Origin of the sequence: Bowdeniella nasicola (assembly GCF_001907295.1) — a bacterium.
Classification (GTDB): Bacteria; Actinomycetota; Actinomycetes; order Actinomycetales; family Actinomycetaceae; genus Bowdeniella; species Bowdeniella nasicola.
In genome coordinates this window covers 44,429-62,124 of record NZ_MQVR01000002.1, presented here as the reverse complement: position 1 = coordinate 62,124, position 17,696 = coordinate 44,429, and the positions used below count along the sequence as shown (strand labels likewise).

Sequence of the window (17,696 nt, the reverse complement as noted above, 5' to 3'; positions counted from 1 at the left end):
CATGCGTCGCAGACTTACCGAACGCCTGTCCCAACCCGGCCTGAAATTCAACAAGTCCCGCTTCTCGCTCGGCTCCAAGATCGCCGTCGGCGTGCTCTTCCTCGTCGTGCTGCTCGCGATCTTCGCGCCGCTCATCTCCAAGTTCGATCCGCTGGCCACCTCGCTTCCGATGGACCCCGAGATCGCCGGCCCGCCGGCCGAAGGTGAATTGCTAAACCCGTCGGTCGCGCCGAGCTCGATCTTCTGGTTCGGCACCGACGGCACCGGCCGCGACGTGTTCGCGCGCGTCGCCTACGGCGCCCGTTCCTCCCTGCTGATCGGCCTGTTCGCCACGGCGATGGCGCTCGCGATCGCTGCCGTCCTCGGCTCTATCGCCGCGACCGCGAACAAGGTCGTCTCCGAGATCCTCATGCGGATCCTCGACATCATCATGTCGTTCCCCGGCATCGCGCTCGTCGCGGTGTTCGTGGCCTCCCTCGGAAAGTCCGTCGGCGTCATCATCTTCGCCATCGGCTTCCTGTACATCCCACAGCTGTCACGCATCGTGCGAGCGAACGTGCTGTCCCAGTTCGGCGAAGACTATGTCGCGGCCTCCCGCGTCATGGGCGCCCGCACGTCGTGGATCCTCATCAAGCACGTCGCGCGCAACTGCATCGCCCCGATCATGGTGTTCGCGACCGTGCTCGTCGCCGACGCGATCGTGCTCGAGGCGTCGCTGTCCTTCATCCAGGCCGGCGTGCAGCCGCCCGAGCCCAGCTGGGGCAATATCCTCTCCGACGGCAAGCAGCTGCTCACGACCGGCCGCTGGTGGCCGACGTTCTTCCCGGGCCTCATGATCCTCATTACGACCCTGTCGCTGAACGTCCTCGCCGAGGGCCTCACGGACGCGATGGCCGCGCCGCGCGCCCGCGTCAACGTCAAGGTTAAGGACGTCGACGAAGAGGCCGCCGCCTCCACCGCCGCCGCGATGGTCGCCGCCCACAAGGAGCAGGCTGCCCTGCTGACCGAGCGCCTCGCCGCGCTGCGCGAAAGCGAACTCAAGCGCGATGACCGCCTCGTCCTTACCGCAGAGCAGGCCGCGGCCGAGCCGCTGCTTGAGGTGAAGAACCTGTCGATCGCCTTCCCGGCCGCGCACGGCGACGTGCCGATCGTCGACAACGTGTCGTTTTCCGTCCGCCCGGGCGAGACGATGGGCCTCGTCGGCGAATCGGGCTGTGGCAAGTCGATCACGTCGATGGCGATCATGGGCCTGCTGCCCGATACCGCGAAGATCACCGGCGAGATCCTGTTCAAGGGCAAGAAAATCGTCGGGATGGACCCGAAGGAGCACAACGCGCTGCGCGGGCACGACATGGCGATGATCTACCAAGACGCCCTGTCCTCGCTCAACCCGTCGATGCTCATCCGCTCGCAACTCAAGCAGCTGACCAAGCGCGGCGGACAGCGCAGCGCCGAAGAGCTCCTCGAGCTCGTCGGCCTCGACCCCGAGCGCACGCTGAAGTCCTACCCGCACGAGCTCTCGGGCGGCCAGCGCCAGCGCGTCCTCATCGCGATGGCCCTGACCCGCAACCCGAGTCTCGTCATTGCCGACGAACCCACGACGGCGCTGGACGTGACCGTGCAAAAGCAGGTCGTCGACCTCTTGAACGAACTGCGCGAAAAGCTCGGCTTCGCCATGGTGTTCGTGAGCCACGACCTCGCGCTCGTCACGCAGCTGTCGCACCGCATCACTGTGATGTACGCCGGCCAGGTGGTCGAGCAGGCGCCGACGCGCTCGCTGCTCATCAACCCGCGCCACGAATACACGCGCGGCCTGCTCGGAGCCGTCCTGTCGATCGAGTCGGGCGCCGGCCGCCTGCACCAGATCCCCGGCACGGTTCCCTCGCCTCGCGAATTCGTCGAGGGCGACCGGTTCGCGCCGCGCTCCTCGCATCCCGAGATCGGGCTCGCGACGCGGCCCGAGCTCATCATGGCCGACAGCGCCGAGCACCTGTACGCCCAGCACCCGGATTTGGCTGCCTACCTGTCGAAGGAGTCCGTCTAATGAGCGAGGTACCCGTCATCGAACTGCGCGGGGTGCACGTCATCCACACCTCGCGTACGGGAAAACTTTTCCGCCCCGATAAGGTCCACGCCGTCAACGACGTCGACCTGTCGATCAGCCGCGGCGAGACCCTCGGCATCGTCGGCGAATCCGGCTGTGGCAAGTCCACGACGGCCCGCGTCATGGTCGGCCTGCAAGAGCCGACGAAGGGCGAGGTGCTGTTCAAAGGCAAGCCGATGCGCCAGAACGCCGCCTCCCGCAAGGAGCTCGGGCGCGCGATCTCCGTCGTCTTCCAGGACCCGGCGACCGCGCTCAACCCGCGCATGGTCGTGCGCGACGTGCTGACGGACCCGCTGAAGGTCCACGGCATCGGCGACGCCGCCTCGCGCCTCGCGCGCGTGAAAGAACTGCTCGACCTCGTCGGGCTGCCGCAGTCGGCGCTCGACGTGCTGCCACGACAGATTTCCGGTGGCCAGCGCCAGCGCGTGGCCATCGCTCGCGCACTCGCGCTCGAACCGGACGTCATCATCGCCGACGAACCCACGTCGGCGCTCGACGTGTCGGTGCGTGCGCAGGTGCTCAACCTGTTGACCGATCTGAAGGCGCGGCTCGGGCTCGGGCTCGTCTTCATCTCCCACGACATCAATACGGTGCGATACATCTCCGACCGGATCGCCGTGATGTACCTCGGGCAGATCGTCGAAGAGCGGCCCACGGCCGACATCTTCGCCGACCCGCACGATGACTACACGAAGATGCTGCTGTCCGCGGTGCCGTCGCTCGCCTAGTTACACCCGAAAGAGAAGGAAATCATGACAACGCCACTGCGCGGAGTCGTCCCGCCCGTCGTCACTCCGCTGACCGAGGCTGGTGACATCGACGTTCCCGCCTTGAAGGGACTCGTCGACTACCTGATCGAGGCGGGCTGCCACGGCCTGTTCTCGCTCGGCTCCACCTCCGAAGTTCCCTATTTCACCGACGCGGAGCGCGACACCGTGCTGCGTGCGACGGTCGAGGCCGCAAACGGTCGCGTCCCGGTCATCGCCGGCGTCATGGATATGACGACCAAGCGCGTGATCGAGCAGGCTCGCCGCGCCAAGGCCCTCGGCGCCGACGGCATCGTCGTCACCGTCCCGTTCTATGCGCTCAGCGACGAATCCGAAATCGCCGATCACTTCCGCGCCGTGAAGGCCGCCGTCGACCTGCCGATCTACGCCTACGACGTGCCGGTGCGCCTGAACCGCGTCAAGCTCTCCGTCGGCCTCCTCATCGCGCTCGCGAAGGAAGGCGTCATCGCGGGGGTGAAGGACTCCTCGGGCGACGACGTGTCCTTCCGTCGCCTCGTCATGGCCAACCGCGACGCCGGCTCCCCGCTGAGCCTGCTCACCGGCCACGAGCTCGCCGTCGACGGCTGCCTCCTCATGGGCGCTGACGGTGTCGTGCCCGGCTACGGCAACGTCGACCCGCACGGCTATGTCGCGCTGTACGACGCGGCCCAGCGCGGCGACTGGGAGGCTGTTCGCAATGAGCAGGACCGCCTCGCACGAGGCTTTGAGATCGTCTTCGCGCCGCGTGGCCGCTCCGGCGATGTCACCGGCGTCGGCGCGTTCAAGACCGCGATGATGACGCGCGGGATCATCCCGAACAACGTCATGGCGTTCCCGAACCGACCGCTGTCCGAGGAGGACGCCGCCCGCGTCGCGGACATCGTGAAGGCCAACGGGCTGGTCGACTAATGCGCTACGCGCTCGGGATCGACCTCGGCGGCACCAAAATCGCCGCCGCGCTCGTCGCTGAGACTGGGCAGGTGTGCACGCCCGTGCGCACCTGCCCGACCCGCGCGCATGATGGGCCGAGCGAGATCCTTGACGATATCGCCTCGCTTGCGCGCACGGTCCTTGCCGACGCCAAAAACCTGCCCGCCCCGTGCGCGATCGGGCTCGGCAGTGCGGGCGTCATCGACCCGGAGCGCGGCACCGTCATCTCCGCGACGGACGCCATCACCGACTGGACGGGCACGCGCCTGGCCGACGGCATCGCCGAGCGCCTCGCCGACGTCCTGCCCGCCATCACCGTCCAGGTCGAAAACGATGTCGACGCGCATGCCGCGGGCGAAGCTTGGAAGGGCGCGGCCGCCGGCGCGCACTGCGCCGCGATGATCGCCGTCGGTACCGGCGTCGGCGGCGCCGTTATCCTCGACGGCGAGCCGCTGCGCAGCCGCAACCACTTCGCGGGCGAGATCGGCCACCTGCCGATCCCGGGCGCCGACGATATCGCGTGCACGTGCGGCATCACCGGCCACCTCGAGGCGCTCGGCGCCGGCCCCTCCCAGGTGCGCGTCTACCACGCCCGCGGGGGAGACCGCTCCCTCACGACCGCGATCGACGTCCACCGCGCGGCCGGGGCGGGCGACGAGCTCGCCGCCCAGGTCATTGCCGATTCGGCCCGCGCGGTCGGGACCGCCGTCGCCGCGCTCGTCACGGTGCTCGATCCCGACGTCGTCGTCATCGGCGGGGGCATGCTCGGAGCCGGACCGACGTGGTTCGATCCGATGGTCGCCGCCGCCCGCGCACAGCTCGTCCCGCTCGTGCGCGACATCCCCATCGTGCCCGCCACCCTCGGCTCGCACGCCGCGATCGTGGGCGCCGCCCGCGCCGCATTCATCGCCAGTGAAAGGACCGCGAATGATTAGCCGCCACGACATCGTCGCCGGGCTGAAGAACCGCCTCATCGTCTCCTGCCAGGCCTACCCGGGCGAGCCGCTGCGGCGCGCCGAGATCACCGCCGCGATGGCGCAGGCCGTCGTCGCCGGGGGAGCGGCCGCCGTCCGCGTCCAGGGCGTCACCGACATCGCCGCCGTCCGCCAGGCCGTCGAGGTCCCCGTCGTCGGCCTCATCAAGTACGGGCACGAGGGCGTCTACATCACGCCGTCCATCGCCCACGCCCGCGCCTGCGCCTACGCCGGCGCGAACGTCATCGCGATCGACGCGACCCTGCGCGAACGCGGCGAAGGGGAGTCCTTCGCCGATGCGCTCGTCGCGATCCACGATGAGTTCCCGGGCGTTGCCATCATGGCCGACTGCGCATCGCTCGCCGACGCGAAGGCCGCCGACGAAGCCGGCGCCGACATCATCGGCACGACACTCGCCGGCTACACGCCCGGCTATGAGCACGCGCGCGACAAGACGACGGGCCCCGACCTCGACTTCATCCGCGACGTCGTCGCCGCCGTCTCCGCGCCAGTCGTCGTCGAGGGGCGCCTGCACACGCCCGATCACGTCGCGCAAGTCTTTGAACTCGGCGCCCACGCTGCCTGCGTCGGCACCGCGATCACGCACCCGACGACGATCACGTCCTGGTTCACCGACGCACTGCCCCGCTAGGGTGGCAGACCTCACGCAGCTTCGGCGCGCTCGTGCTTTACGCGCGGGCGCTCCCTGCGTTAGAGTTATCGATGCCGAAGACCGCCGGTCTTCCCCTCGGGGAAGCGAAGTCCATATGGAGCCCGCGTAGGTGAATGTTTGTCAGAAAAGTTTTTCTGCCACCCTGTTCGCCTATGCGTGCAGGGTTTTATTTTTGCCCACGACGCGTTTTCCCTAGGAGAACTCCGGCGGCACCGATCGAAAGGAGGGCCATGGCGAGGCCTGATAAGGCAGCTGCCGTAGCTGAGATGGTGGACATGTTCCGCTCCTCCAATGCGGTTGTGCTGACTGAGTACCGTGGACTGACGGTGGAGCAGCTCAAGGAGCTGCGCCGTTCGCTTCGCGAGCACGCAACCTACGCCGTGGCGAAGAATACTCTCGCAGCTATTGCTGCCAAGGAAGCGGACATTGAGGGGCTCGACGAGCTGTTCTATGGCCCGACCGCGGTGGCATTCGTAACCGGAGAAGTTCCGGATGCGGCCAAGGCGCTGCGCGAATTCGCCAAGGCGAACCCTCTGCTCGTGATCAAGGGCGCCTACATGGACGGCAAGGTTCTGTCGTCCGAAGAGGTTTCCAAGCTCGCCGATCTCGAGTCCCGCGACGTTCTGCTTGCCAAGGCGGCTGGTGTCCTCAAGGCCACCATGTTCCAGGCTGCTTACGTCTTCAACGCACCCCTGTCCAAGGCGGTTCGTACTGTCGATGCCCTGCGCGAGAAGCAGGCAGCCGACGCTTAAGTTGGCACCCCAAACCCCTGCTTGCGTAGCAGAAACTAAGGAAGGAAAGCCCCCATGGCTAAGCTCACCAACGAAGAGCTGCTCGATGCTTTCAAGGAAATGTCCCTCATCGAGCTGTCCGAATTCGTCAAGCTGTTCGAGGAGACCTTCGAGGTCACCGCTGCCGCCCCGGTTGCCGCTGTGCCCGCCGCTGGCGCCCCGGCTGCTGGCGGCGACGCCGGCGCTGCCGCCGAAGAGAAGGATGAGTTCGACGTCATCCTCGACTCCGTCGGCGACAAGAAGATCCAAGTCATCAAGGCCGTCCGCGGCATCACCTCGCTCGGCCTGAAGGAAGCCAAGGACCTCGTGGACTCCGCTCCGAAGCCGGTCCTCGAAGGCGCCAAGAAGGAAGACGCCGAGAAGGCCAAGGAAGAGCTCGAGGCTGCCGGCGCGTCCGTCACCCTCAAGTAACTCCTCGCAGGCGATCGCCTGCTGAAGCGAGAAGCTTTACTCAGCTGCCCGCTCACCATCACGGTGGGCGGGCAGCTGCGTTATGTGAGGAGCGCGGAGTATACCTGACGTGATCAAAGACATTGCGCAAGGGTGTGGACACGCCGTCGATTTGGCCCTAATGTAGAGAGTTGCGCTTATCGTGTCCGAGGTGGACTGTGATCCGGCATCCGTTTCCGCGCGCAGGATGTGGTTGGCACAGTACCAGGTAGGGGCCGATTGAGCGACCGTGCACATGAGATCCGCAGGGAAGGATGCCCTTTGGCTGCCTCGAGCACCTCTAATAGCCCCACGGCTGAAGCCATTAAGAACCGTACGGCCTCGCGTCGTCAATCGTTCGCCAAAATCCATGAACCGCTGCAGGCACCCGATCTCCTAGGGTTGCAGACCGAAAGCTTTGACTGGCTGCTCGGCTCTGATGCCTGGCGTGAGCGGGTTGAAGCCGCCAAGAAGAGCGGCGACCGCCAGATCCCGGAGACTTCCGGTCTGGAAGAAATCTTCGCGGAAATCTCTCCGATCGAAGACCTTGGTCAGACGATGGAACTGACCTTCAAGGAGCACCACTTCTACGAACCGAAGTACTCGGTCGAAGAGTGCCGTGAGAAGTCCAAGACGTATGCGGCCCCGCTGTACGTCGTGGCTGAATTCATCAACCACGGGACCGACGAGATCAAGTCCCAGACGGTCTTCATGGGCGACTTCCCGCTCATGACCGACAAGGGCACCTTCATCATTAACGGCACCGAGCGTGTCGTCGTCTCCCAGCTCGTCCGTTCCCCGGGCGTGTACTTCGAGCGCAGCGAGGATCTCACCTCCGGCCGCGACATCTTCACCGCGAAGATCATCCCGTCGCGTGGCGCCTGGCTCGAATTCGAGATCGACAAGCGCGACGCCGTGGGCGTGCGCATCGACCGCAAGCGCAAGCAGTCCGTGACCCACTTCCTGCGTGCCCTCGGCATGACGACCGAAGAGATCCGCGAAGAATTCTCGAACTACCCGGTCGTGCTCGAGACCCTCGACAAGGACACCGTCACGACCCAGGACGAGGCCCTCGTCGATATCTACCGCAAGATCCGTCCCGGCGAGCCGCCGAGCGCGGACGCGGGCCGCAACCTGCTCAACAACTTCTACTTCACCGGCAAGCGCTACGACCTCGCGAAGGTCGGCCGCTACAAGGTCAACAAGAAGCTCGGCCTGGACGCCGACCTGTCCGAATCCGTCATGCGGGTTGACGACGTCGTAGCGACCATCAAGTACCTCGCCGCGCTGCACGCCGGACACGACACGATGCCGGGTGTCCGCAAGGGCAAGGAGGTCGAGGTTCGCGTCGAGACCGACGACATCGACCACTTCGGCAACCGTCGTATCCGCGCCGTGGGTGAGCTTATCCAGAACCAGGTCCGCACGGGCCTGGCGCGCATGGAGCGCGTCGTGCGCGAGCGCATGACCACCCAGGACGTCGAGGCAATCACGCCGCAGACGCTCATCAACATCCGACCCGTGACCGCCGCGATCAAGGAGTTCTTCGGAACCTCCCAGCTCTCGCAGTTCATGGACCAGAACAACCCTCTCGCGGGCCTGACCCACAAGCGCCGCCTGTCCGCGCTCGGCCCCGGTGGCCTCTCGCGTGACCGCGCGGGCATGGAAGTCCGCGACGTGCACCCCTCCCACTACGGCCGCATGTGCCCGATCGAGACGCCGGAAGGCCCGAACATTGGCCTCATCGGTTCGCTCGCGACGTTCGCGCGCATCGATCCGTTCGGCTTCGTCGAGACCCCGTACCGCAAGGTCGAAAACGGCAAGGTCACCGACAAGGTCGTCTACCTGACGGCTGACGACGAGGACCGCCACATCATCGCGCAGGCGAACGCCAAGCTCGATGACTCCGGCAAGTTCGAAGAGGACCACGTGCTGTGCCGCGTGTCCGGTGGCGAGCCGATCCTCGCGCCGATCGAGCAGGTCGACTACATGGACGTCTCCGCCCGCCAGATGGTGTCGGTGGCAACGGCCATGATCCCGTTCCTCGAGCACGACAACGCCAACCGCGCCCTCATGGGTGCGAACATGCAGCGTCAGGCCGTGCCGCTGGTCCGCCCGACCGCGCCGCTCGTCGGCACCGGTATGGAGCGCCGCGCCGCCGTCGACGCTGGTGACGTCCTCGTCGCCGACGCGCCCGGTGTCGTCACCGAGGTTTCGGCTGACACGGTCCACGTCGCGGAAGACTCCGGCAAGACCCGCGTCTACCGCGTGACGAAATTCGCGCGCTCGAACCAGGGCAACGCCTACAACCAGCGCGTCCTCGTCTCCGAGGGCGACCGCGTCGAGGTCGGCTCGGTCATCGCCGATGGCCCCGCGACCGACGAAGGCGAGCTCTCGCTCGGCCAGAACCTGCTCGTCGCGTTCATGAGCTGGGAAGGCTACAACTACGAAGACGCGATCATCCTGTCGCAGCGCGTCGTCTCCGACGACCTGCTGACCTCGATCCACATCGAGGAATACGAGGCCGAAGCGCGCGATTCGAAGCTCGGCCCCGAAGAGATCACCCGCGATCTTCCGAACGTCTCCGAAGACATGCTGGCTAACCTCGACGAGCGCGGCATCATCCGCATCGGCGCCGAGGTTTCCTCCGGCGACATCCTCGTCGGCAAGGTCACCCCCAAGGGCGAAACCGAACTCACGAGCGAAGAGCGCCTGCTGCGCGCCATCTTCGGTGAGAAGGCTCGCGAGGTGCGCGACACCTCGACCCGCGTGCCGCACGGTGAGTCCGGCATCGTCATCGGTGTGCGCGAGTTCAACGTCGAAAACGGCGATGATCTCGGCCCCGAGGTGACCCAGAAGGTCGTCGTCTACATTGCTCAGCGTCGCAAGATCACCGACGGTGACAAGCTCGCGGGCCGCCACGGCAACAAGGGTGTCATCTCCAAGATCCTGCCGGTCGAGGACATGCCCTTCATGGAAGACGGCACCCCGGTCGACATCATCTTGAACCCGCTTGGCGTTCCCGGCCGTATGAACCTCGGCCAGGTCATGGAGCTCCACCTCGGGTGGGTTGCCGCCAATGGTTGGGACATCACCGGCCTCGCGAAGGCTGGCGAAGAATGGGTAGCCTCGCTGCCCGAGGAGGCGCTGAAGGGTGAGCCCGGCTCGCTCGTCGCCTCCCCGGTCTTCGACGGCATCCAGCGCCCCGAACTCGAGGGCCTGCTCGCCAACGTCTACCCGAACCGTGACGGCGAACGCCTCGTCGGCACCAACGGCAAGGCGCGCCTGTTCGATGGCCGCTCCGGCGAACCCTTCCCGGACCCGATTGCCGTCGGCTACATGTACATCCTCAAGCTGCACCACCTCGTGGACGACAAGATCCACGCGCGTGCGACCGGCCCCTACTCGATGATCACCCAGCAGCCGCTCGGCGGTAAGGCCCAGTTCGGCGGTCAGCGCTTCGGTGAGATGGAAGTGTGGGCGCTGGAGGCCTATGGTGCCGCTTACGCGCTGCAGGAACTGCTCACCATCAAGTCCGACGACGTCACGGGCCGTGTCAGGGTCTACGAGGCGATCGTCAAGGGCGAGAACATTCCCGAGCCGGGCATGCCGGAATCCTTCCGAGTGCTCATCAAGGAAATGCGCTCCCTGTGCTTGAACGTGGAAGCGCTGGACGTCGATGGCAACGCCATCGAACTGCGCGATACCGAAGACGACGACCTACGCGCGACGGAGGATCTCGGCATTGACCTGGGCCGCCGTCCCGATGGCGCAAGCTTCGACTCAGCTCTTTAAGAAAAAACAGAGGAAGTAGGAAATCTTGCTCGACGTCAATGTCTTCGACTCGATCCACATTGGCCTCGCCACCGCGGACGATGTTCGGTCATGGTCCCACGGCGAAGTAAAAAAGCCCGAAACCATCAACTACCGCACGCTCAAGCCGGAAAAGGACGGCCTGTTCTGCGAAAAGATTTTCGGCCCCACCCGGGACTGGGAATGCAACTGCGGTAAGTACAAGCGCGTCCGCTTCAAGGGCATCATCTGTGAGCGCTGTGGTGTCGAGATCACCCGCTCGAACGTCCGCCGTGAGCGGATGGCCCACATTGAGCTGGCGACCCCGGTCACGCACATTTGGTACTTCAAGGGCGTGCCCTCGCGCCTCGGCTACCTGCTCGACCTCGCGCCGAAGGACCTGGAAAAGGTCATCTACTTCGCCGCCTACATGGTCACGAGCGTCGACGAGGAAGGCCGCCACGAAGATCTGCCCGACCTCGAAGCCGAAATCTCGGTCGAGCGCAAGCAGATTGAGCAGCAGCGCGACGCGGATATCGAATACCGCCTGCGCAAGCTCGAGACCGACCTCGCCGCCCTGGAAGAGGCCGGCGCCAAGGCCGCGGACCTGGACAAGGCCCGCAAGGGTGCCGACCGCGAGGTCGGGAACCTGCGCCGCAACGCCGATAAGGAACTCGACCGCCTGGAGCAGATCTGGGACCGGTTCAAGAACCTGAAGGTCGGCGACCTCGAGGGCGACGAATCGCTCTACCGCGAAATGCGTGCCCGCTACGGCATGTATTTCGAGGGCTCTAAGGGTGCCGCCGCAATCCAGCAGCGTCTGCGCGACTTCGACCTGAAGAGCGAAGCAGAATCGCTGAAGGAAATCGCGGAGACCGCGACCGGTCAGCGTCGCATCCGCGCTCTGAAGCGCCTCAAGGTCGTCAACGCGTTCCTCACCACGGGCAACTCGCCCGAGGGTATGGTCCTCGACTGCGTCCCGGTCATCCCGCCGGACCTGCGCCCGATGGTGCAGCTCGACGGTGGCCGCTTCGCGACCTCGGACCTGAACGACCTGTACCGCCGCGTCATCAACCGCAACAACCGCCTCAAGCGACTGCTGGACCTGAACGCGCCGGAAATCATCGTCGACAACGAAAAGCGCATGCTGCAGGAAGCTGTCGACGCGCTGTTCGACAACGGCCGCCGCGGCCGCCCCGTCACTGGACCGGGCAACCGCGCACTGAAGTCGATCTCCGACATGCTCAAGGGCAAGCAGGGCCGCTTCCGCGGAAACCTGCTCGGTAAGCGCGTCGACTACTCCGGCCGTTCGGTCATCGTCGTCGGCCCGACCCTGAAGTTGCACCAGTGTGGTCTGCCGAAGGCCATGGCGCTCGAGCTGTTCAAGCCGTTCGTCATGAAGCGCCTCGTCGATCTGCAGCACGCGCAGAACATCAAGGCCGCCAAGCGCATGGTCGAGCGCCAGCGCCCGCAGGTGTGGGACGTCCTCGAAGAGGTCATCCGCGAACACCCGGTGCTGCTCAACCGCGCGCCCACGCTGCACCGCTTGGGTATCCAGGCCTTCGAGCCGCAGCTCGTGGAAGGCAAGGCCATCCAGCTGCACCCGCTCGTGTGTGGCGCCTTCAATGCCGACTTCGACGGCGACCAGATGGCGGTCCACCTGCCGCTGAGCCCGGAGGCGCAGGCCGAGGCCCGCATCCTCATGCTCTCGACGAACAACATCCTCAAGCCGTCCGACGGTCGCCCCGTGACCATGCCCTCCCAGGACATGATCATCGGTCTGTACCACCTGACGAACATGCACGAGGATGCCCTCGGTACCGGGCGCGCGTTCGCTTCCCCGTCCGAGGCCATCATGGCCCTCGACGCCGGCGAGCTCGGCCTGGATGCGATGGTGAAGATCCGCTTCACCTCGATCGTCCCGGGTATCGGGATGGAGCTGCCGGAGGATTACTCCGCCGGTGACCCGCTCGTCGTCGAGACGACGCTCGGTCGCACCCTGTTCAACGAGGCGCTGCCCGTCGACTACCCGTTCGTGAACAAGGTCGTCGACAAGAAGGTGCTCTCGGGTATCGTCAACGATCTCGCCGAGCGCTACCCGAAGGTCGAGGTCGCCGAATCGCTCGACGCCCTGAAGGCCGCTGGTTACTACTGGGCGACCCGTTCGGGCACGACGATCGCGATCTCCGACGTCGTCGCACCCCCGCAGAAGGGCGAAATCCTCGAGCATTACGAAAAGCTCGCCGAGGAAATCGAAGACTCCTTCCAGCAGGGCTTCTTGCACGACGCCGAGCGCCGCGAAGAACTCATCAAGGTGTGGACGGAAGCGACCGACAAGGTCGCCGAGGCCATGCGCGATAACGTTCCCGAGTCCAACACCGTCAACCGGATGGTCACCTCCGGCGCCCGCGGTAACTGGATGCAGGTCCGCCAGATCGCCGGTATGCGTGGCCTCGTCGCCTCGCCGCGCGGTGAGATTATCCCCCGCCCGATTAAGTCGAACTACCTCGAGGGCCTGTCGGTTCTGGAGTACTTCATCGAGACGCACGGTGCGCGTAAGGGTAACGCCGATACTGCGCTTCGTACGGCCGACTCCGGTTACCTCACGCGTCGCCTCGTCGACGTCTCGCAGGATGTCATCATCCGCGAACACGACTGTGGTACCCGCGCCGGCCTGACGTTGCCGATCGCCGAGGTCCGCGAGGACGGCTCGACCGTCCGCGCCGACACTGTCGAGACCTCCGTGTATGCCCGGACCCTCGCCGCCGACGTCACCGACGCCGACGGTAAGGTCCTCGCGGCCGCGGGCGAAGACGTCGGCGATGTCATCATCGACCGCCTCGTTGCCGCCGACATCACCGAGGTCAAGGTGCGCTCCGTGCTCACCTGCACCTCGCGCGTCGGCACCTGCGCCCTGTGCTACGGCCGTTCGCTCGCCTCCGGCAAGCTCGTCGATATCGGCGAAGCCGTCGGTATCATTTCGGCGCAGTCGATCGGTGAACCCGGTACCCAGCTGACGATGCGTACCTTCCACACCGGTGGTGCCGCCTCCGCGGAAGACATCACGCAGGGTCTGCCGCGTGTCCAGGAGCTCTTCGAGGCCCGCACCCCGAAGGGTGAGGCCCCGATCTCCGAGGCCGCCGGTACCGTCACCATCGAGGACCGCGACCGCGAACGTGTCATCGTCGTCAAGCGCGACGATGGGGGAGAGAACCTCGAATACCCGATCGCCTCGCGCGCCAAGCTCATGGTGGAAGACGGCGGCCGGGTCGAGGTTGGCCAGCAGCTCGTCCACGGTGTGCTCGACCCGAAGAACGTCCTGCGTGTCAAGGGCCCGCGGGCCGTCCAGAAGCACCTGGTGGACGAGGTCCAGGAGACCTACCGTTCCCAGGGCGTGGATATCCACGACAAGCACATTGAGGTCATCGTGCGCCAGATGCTGCGCCGCGTGACCGTCCTCGACGCAGGCGATACGAACCTGCTGCAGGGCGACCTCGTCGAGCAGTCCCGCTTCACCGACGAAAACCGTCGCGTCGTTGCGGAAGGTGGCACCCCGGCCTCGGCTCGCCCCGAGCTCATGGGTATCACCAAGGCCTCGCTCGCGACCGAGTCGTGGCTGTCGGCGGCCTCCTTCCAGGAGACCACAAAGGTCCTCACCGAAGCCGCGATGTCGGGCAAGTCCGACCCGCTACTCGGCCTGAAGGAAAACGTCATCATCGGTAAGCTCATCCCCGCCGGTACCGGCCTTGGCCGCTACCACAACGTGGATGTCGAACCCACCGAGGAAGCTAAGGCAGAGGCGTTCAGCCGCCTCGGCCTGTCGGAGATCGACTTCCAGCCGATCTCTCGCGAGCCCCTCAACCTGGACGATCTGGACTTCGGCGACGACTTCGACGTCGACTTCTCCTAATCGCTCCGCACTAGCACGTGGCCGGTACGAATCCGTTCGTACCGGCCGCGTGCCGTATCAGGGTGGCCGATACCACGTGTTGAGCCCCCGCTGCCCCTTTGACTCACGCCTAACGATCGCGCTAACCTGGTCGCTGGTGCCCGCACGCCGGGCCCTCGTGTGTGCTCCCCGTTCAGCGGGGGTGACAGCACCTCTCGATTAGGAGATGCGTAGGGCCTGCGGCGCGAGCCAGGTTCGCATCGCGAACTCGCGCCGGCCGTAAGGCGGGCAATAACCGACCAATTATCAGATCTTCGAGACGGAGAAGTAGTGCCCACGATTCAGCAGCTGGTCCGCAAGGGCCGCAGCGTCAAGGCCGGGACCTCCAAGACGCCGGCCCTCAAGGGGAGCCCGCAGCGCCGTGGGGTGTGCACCCGTGTGTACACCACCACGCCCAAGAAGCCGAACTCGGCGCTGCGTAAGGTTGCTCGTGTGCGTCTTTCCAGTGGCATTGAGGTCACCGCGTACATTCCAGGAGTTGGCCACAACCTGCAGGAACACTCCATCGTGCTCGTGCGCGGTGGACGTGTGAAAGACCTTCCCGGTGTTCGTTACACGATCGTCCGTGGTGCCCTCGATACCCAGGGTGTCCGCGATCGTCAGCAGGCTCGTTCCCTGTACGGCGCCAAGAAGGAGAAGAAGTAATGCCTCGTAAGGGTCCCGCGCCCAAGCGCCCCCTCGTTTCCGACCCGGTCTACGGCTCGCCCGTCGTTTCCCAGCTCGTGAACTCCGTGCTGCTCGACGGCAAGAAGTCCACCGCTGAGCGCATCGTCTACGGTGCTCTCGAAGGTGTGCGCGAGAAGACCGACTCTGAGCCCACCGCCGTGCTGAAGCGCGCGCTGGACAACATTCGCCCGCAGCTGGAGGTCCGCTCCCGCCGCGTTGGTGGCGCCACCTACCAGGTGCCCGTCGAGGTCCGCGCCTCCCGCGCGACCACGCTCGCGATGCGCTGGCTCGTGGAATTCTCTCGGCAGCGCCGCGAGAACACCATGACCGAGCGCCTCATGAACGAAATTATGGACGCCTCCAACGGCCTGGGTGCCGCGGTCAAGCGCCGCGAAGACATGCACCGCATGGCCGAAGCTAACAAGGCGTTCGCCCACTACCGCTGGTAATCCAGCGGGCTTGTGTCCGAACTTTAGGAAGAGAGACCACACGTGGCACTCGACGTGCTGACTGACCTGACCAAGGTCCGCAACATCGGCATCATGGCGCATATCGACGCCGGCAAGACCACCACCACCGAGCGCATCCTGTTCTACACGGGCATCAACTACAAGATTGGTGAAACCCACGACGGCGCGTCCACGATGGACTGGATGGAGCAGGAGCAGGAGCGCGGCATCACGATTACATCCGCCGCGACGACCTGTTACTGGAAAGACCACCAGATCAACATCATCGACACCCCCGGCCACGTCGACTTCACCGTTGAGGTGGAGCGCTCGCTGCGTGTTCTCGATGGTGCCGTTGCCGTCTTCGACGGTAAGGAAGGCGTCGAGCCGCAGTCCGAGACCGTGTGGCGTCAGGCCGACAAGTACAACGTGCCGCGTATCTGCTTCATCAACAAGATGGACAAGCTCGGCGCCGACTTCTACTACTCGGTCAGGACGATCAAGGACCGCCTGAAGGCTACCCCGCTCGTCATGCAGATCCCGATCGGCGCGGAGTCTGACTTCCAGGGCGTTGTCGACCTCGTCGAGATGAAGGCGCTCTACTTCCCGGAGAAGGACGCCGACGGCAAGGATTCCCTCGGCACCGTCATCGACGAGCGCGAGATCCCCGAAGACCTTCAGGCCAAGGCCGAAGAGATGCGCGGCGAACTCGTTGAGGCCGTCGCGGAAGCCGACGAAGAGCTCATGGAGAAGTTCTTCGAAGAGGGCGAGCTCACCGTCGACGAAATTCGTCGCGGTGTTCGCACCCTCACCATCGCTGGTGACGCCTACCCGGTGTTCTGCGGTACCGCGTTCAAGAACAAGGGCGTCCAGCCCGTTCTCGACGCCGTCTTGTACTACCTGCCCTCGCCGCTCGAGGTTCCGGCCGTTGAAGGCCACAAGCCCGGCGACGAAGAGGTGGCGATGTCCCGCAAGCCCAGCGAAGACGAGCCGTTCTCGGCGCTCGCCTTCAAGGTTGCGGCGCACCCGTTCTTCGGCAAGCTCACCTACGTGCGCGTCTACTCCGGCATTGCCCATCAGGGCGCGCAGCTGATGAACGCCACCAAGGGCAAGCGCGAGCGCGTTGGCAAGCTCTTCCAGATGCACTCCAACAAGGAGAACCCCGTCGAGGAAGCGCACGCTGGCCACATCTACGCGTTCATCGGTCTGAAGGACACGACGACCGGTGACACCCTGTGCGCGCAGGACGCCCCGATCATCCTCGAGTCTATGAGCTTCCCGGAGCCCGTGATCCACGTGGCCATCGAGCCGAAGACCAAGGGCGACCAGGAAAAGCTTGGCACCGCCATCCAGAAGCTCGCCGAAGAGGACCCCACCTTCACGGTGCGCCTCGACGACGAAACCGGCCAGACCGTCATCGGCGGTATGGGCGAGCTGCACCTCGACGTTCTCGTCGACCGCATGCGCCGCGAGTTCAAGGTGGAAGCCAACGTTGGTAAGCCACAGGTGGCCTACCGTGAAACCATCCGCCGCACGGTGGAGAAGGTGGACTACACTCACAAGAAGCAGACCGGTGGTTCCGGACAGTTCGCGAAGGTGCAGGTCACCTTCGAGCCGCTGTCCACGGCCGAGGGCGAAACTTACGAGTTCGACAACGCCGTCACCGGTGGCCGCATCCCGCGGGAATACATCCCCAGCGTCGATGCCGGCATCCAGGAGGCCATGCAGCTCGGCGTGCTCGCCGGATACCCGCTCGTGGGTATCAAGGCCACGCTGATCGATGGCGCCTACCACGACGTCGACTCCTCGGAAATGGCGTTCAAGATCGCCGGCTCCATGGTGCTGAAGGAAGGCGCTCGCCGCGCCGACCCGGTGCTGCTGGAACCGATGATGGCCGTCGAGGTTCGCACCCCTGAGGAATACATGGGTGACGTGATCGGCGACCTCAACTCCCGTCGAGGCATGATCCAGTCGATGGAGGACGCGACCGGCGTAAAGGTCGTTCGCGCCCTGGTGCCGCTGTCGAGCATGTTCGGTTACGTCGGCGACCTGCGTTCCAAGACGCAGGGCCGCGCGGTGTACTCGATGCAGTTCGATAGCTACGCCGAAGTTCCTCGGAACGTTGCCGAGGAAATCATTCAAAAGACCCGGGGCGAGTAGTCCCACCGGTCA

General features: G+C 65.3%; 12 protein-coding genes. All 12 read left to right on the top strand.

Going from position 1 to position 17,696, the window contains the following annotated elements:
- The first annotated feature begins 1 nt into the window (after nt 1).
- The 12 genes from BSZ39_RS00775 to fusA all read left to right on the top strand — a co-directional run bounded on the left by BSZ39_RS00775 (nt 2) and on the right by fusA (nt 17,684).
- Nucleotides 2-2,044, top strand: a complete 2,043-nt coding sequence (locus BSZ39_RS00775; RefSeq protein ID WP_073715497.1) for a dipeptide/oligopeptide/nickel ABC transporter permease/ATP-binding protein — start codon at nt 2-4, stop codon at nt 2,042-2,044.
- Nucleotides 2,044-2,832 (top strand): ATP-binding cassette domain-containing protein, encoded by a 789-nt coding sequence (locus BSZ39_RS00770; RefSeq protein WP_073715496.1) that lies wholly within the window; start codon nt 2,044-2,046, stop codon nt 2,830-2,832. The genes BSZ39_RS00775 and BSZ39_RS00770 overlap by 1 nt, the downstream gene beginning before the upstream one ends.
- A gap of 24 nt (nt 2,833-2,856) precedes the next feature.
- Nucleotides 2,857-3,780 (top strand): dihydrodipicolinate synthase family protein, encoded by a 924-nt coding sequence (locus BSZ39_RS00765; RefSeq protein ID WP_073715495.1) that lies wholly within the window; start codon nt 2,857-2,859, stop codon nt 3,778-3,780.
- The gene (locus tag BSZ39_RS00760) at nt 3,780-4,736 is read left to right on the top strand and encodes an ROK family protein (RefSeq protein WP_073715494.1); all 957 of its coding nucleotides are present in this window, start codon (nt 3,780-3,782) and stop codon (nt 4,734-4,736) included. The genes BSZ39_RS00765 and BSZ39_RS00760 overlap by 1 nt, the downstream gene beginning before the upstream one ends.
- Complete coding sequence (locus BSZ39_RS00755) at nt 4,729-5,427, top strand: N-acetylmannosamine-6-phosphate 2-epimerase (RefSeq protein ID WP_073715493.1); 699 nt, start codon at nt 4,729-4,731, stop codon at nt 5,425-5,427. Before BSZ39_RS00760 ends, BSZ39_RS00755 begins: the two co-directional genes overlap by 8 nt.
- A gap of 251 nt (nt 5,428-5,678) precedes the next feature.
- Entirely contained in the window at nt 5,679-6,200 is a 522-nt protein-coding gene (gene rplJ, locus BSZ39_RS00750; protein ID WP_073715492.1) for a 50S ribosomal protein L10, read from the top strand.
- A gap of 54 nt (nt 6,201-6,254) precedes the next feature.
- A complete protein-coding gene (gene rplL, locus BSZ39_RS00745; RefSeq protein WP_073715491.1) occupies nt 6,255-6,650 on the top strand; it encodes a 50S ribosomal protein L7/L12 in 396 nt (131 codons plus the stop codon).
- A gap of 300 nt (nt 6,651-6,950) precedes the next feature.
- Nucleotides 6,951-10,463, top strand: a complete 3,513-nt coding sequence (rpoB, locus tag BSZ39_RS00740; protein WP_073715490.1) for a DNA-directed RNA polymerase subunit beta — start codon at nt 6,951-6,953, stop codon at nt 10,461-10,463.
- Between the two features lie 25 nt (nt 10,464-10,488).
- Nucleotides 10,489-14,370 carry a DNA-directed RNA polymerase subunit beta' gene (locus BSZ39_RS00735; RefSeq protein ID WP_073715489.1) on the top strand — a complete coding sequence of 1,294 codons (3,882 nt, stop codon included), beginning with the start codon at nt 10,489-10,491 and terminating at the stop codon, nt 14,368-14,370.
- Nucleotides 14,371-14,679: 309 nt separating this feature from the next.
- Nucleotides 14,680-15,054 (top strand): 30S ribosomal protein S12, encoded by a 375-nt coding sequence (gene rpsL / locus BSZ39_RS00730; protein ID WP_073715488.1) that lies wholly within the window; start codon nt 14,680-14,682, stop codon nt 15,052-15,054.
- Nucleotides 15,054-15,524, top strand: a complete 471-nt coding sequence (gene rpsG, locus BSZ39_RS00725) for a 30S ribosomal protein S7 (RefSeq protein WP_073715487.1) — start codon at nt 15,054-15,056, stop codon at nt 15,522-15,524. Before rpsL ends, rpsG begins: the two co-directional genes overlap by 1 nt.
- Nucleotides 15,525-15,566: 42 nt before the next feature.
- Nucleotides 15,567-17,684: an elongation factor G gene (gene fusA, locus BSZ39_RS00720; protein ID WP_073715486.1), complete on the top strand. Its 2,118-nt coding sequence runs from the start codon at nt 15,567-15,569 to the stop codon at nt 17,682-17,684.
- The last annotated feature ends 12 nt before the right edge of the window (nt 17,685-17,696 follow it).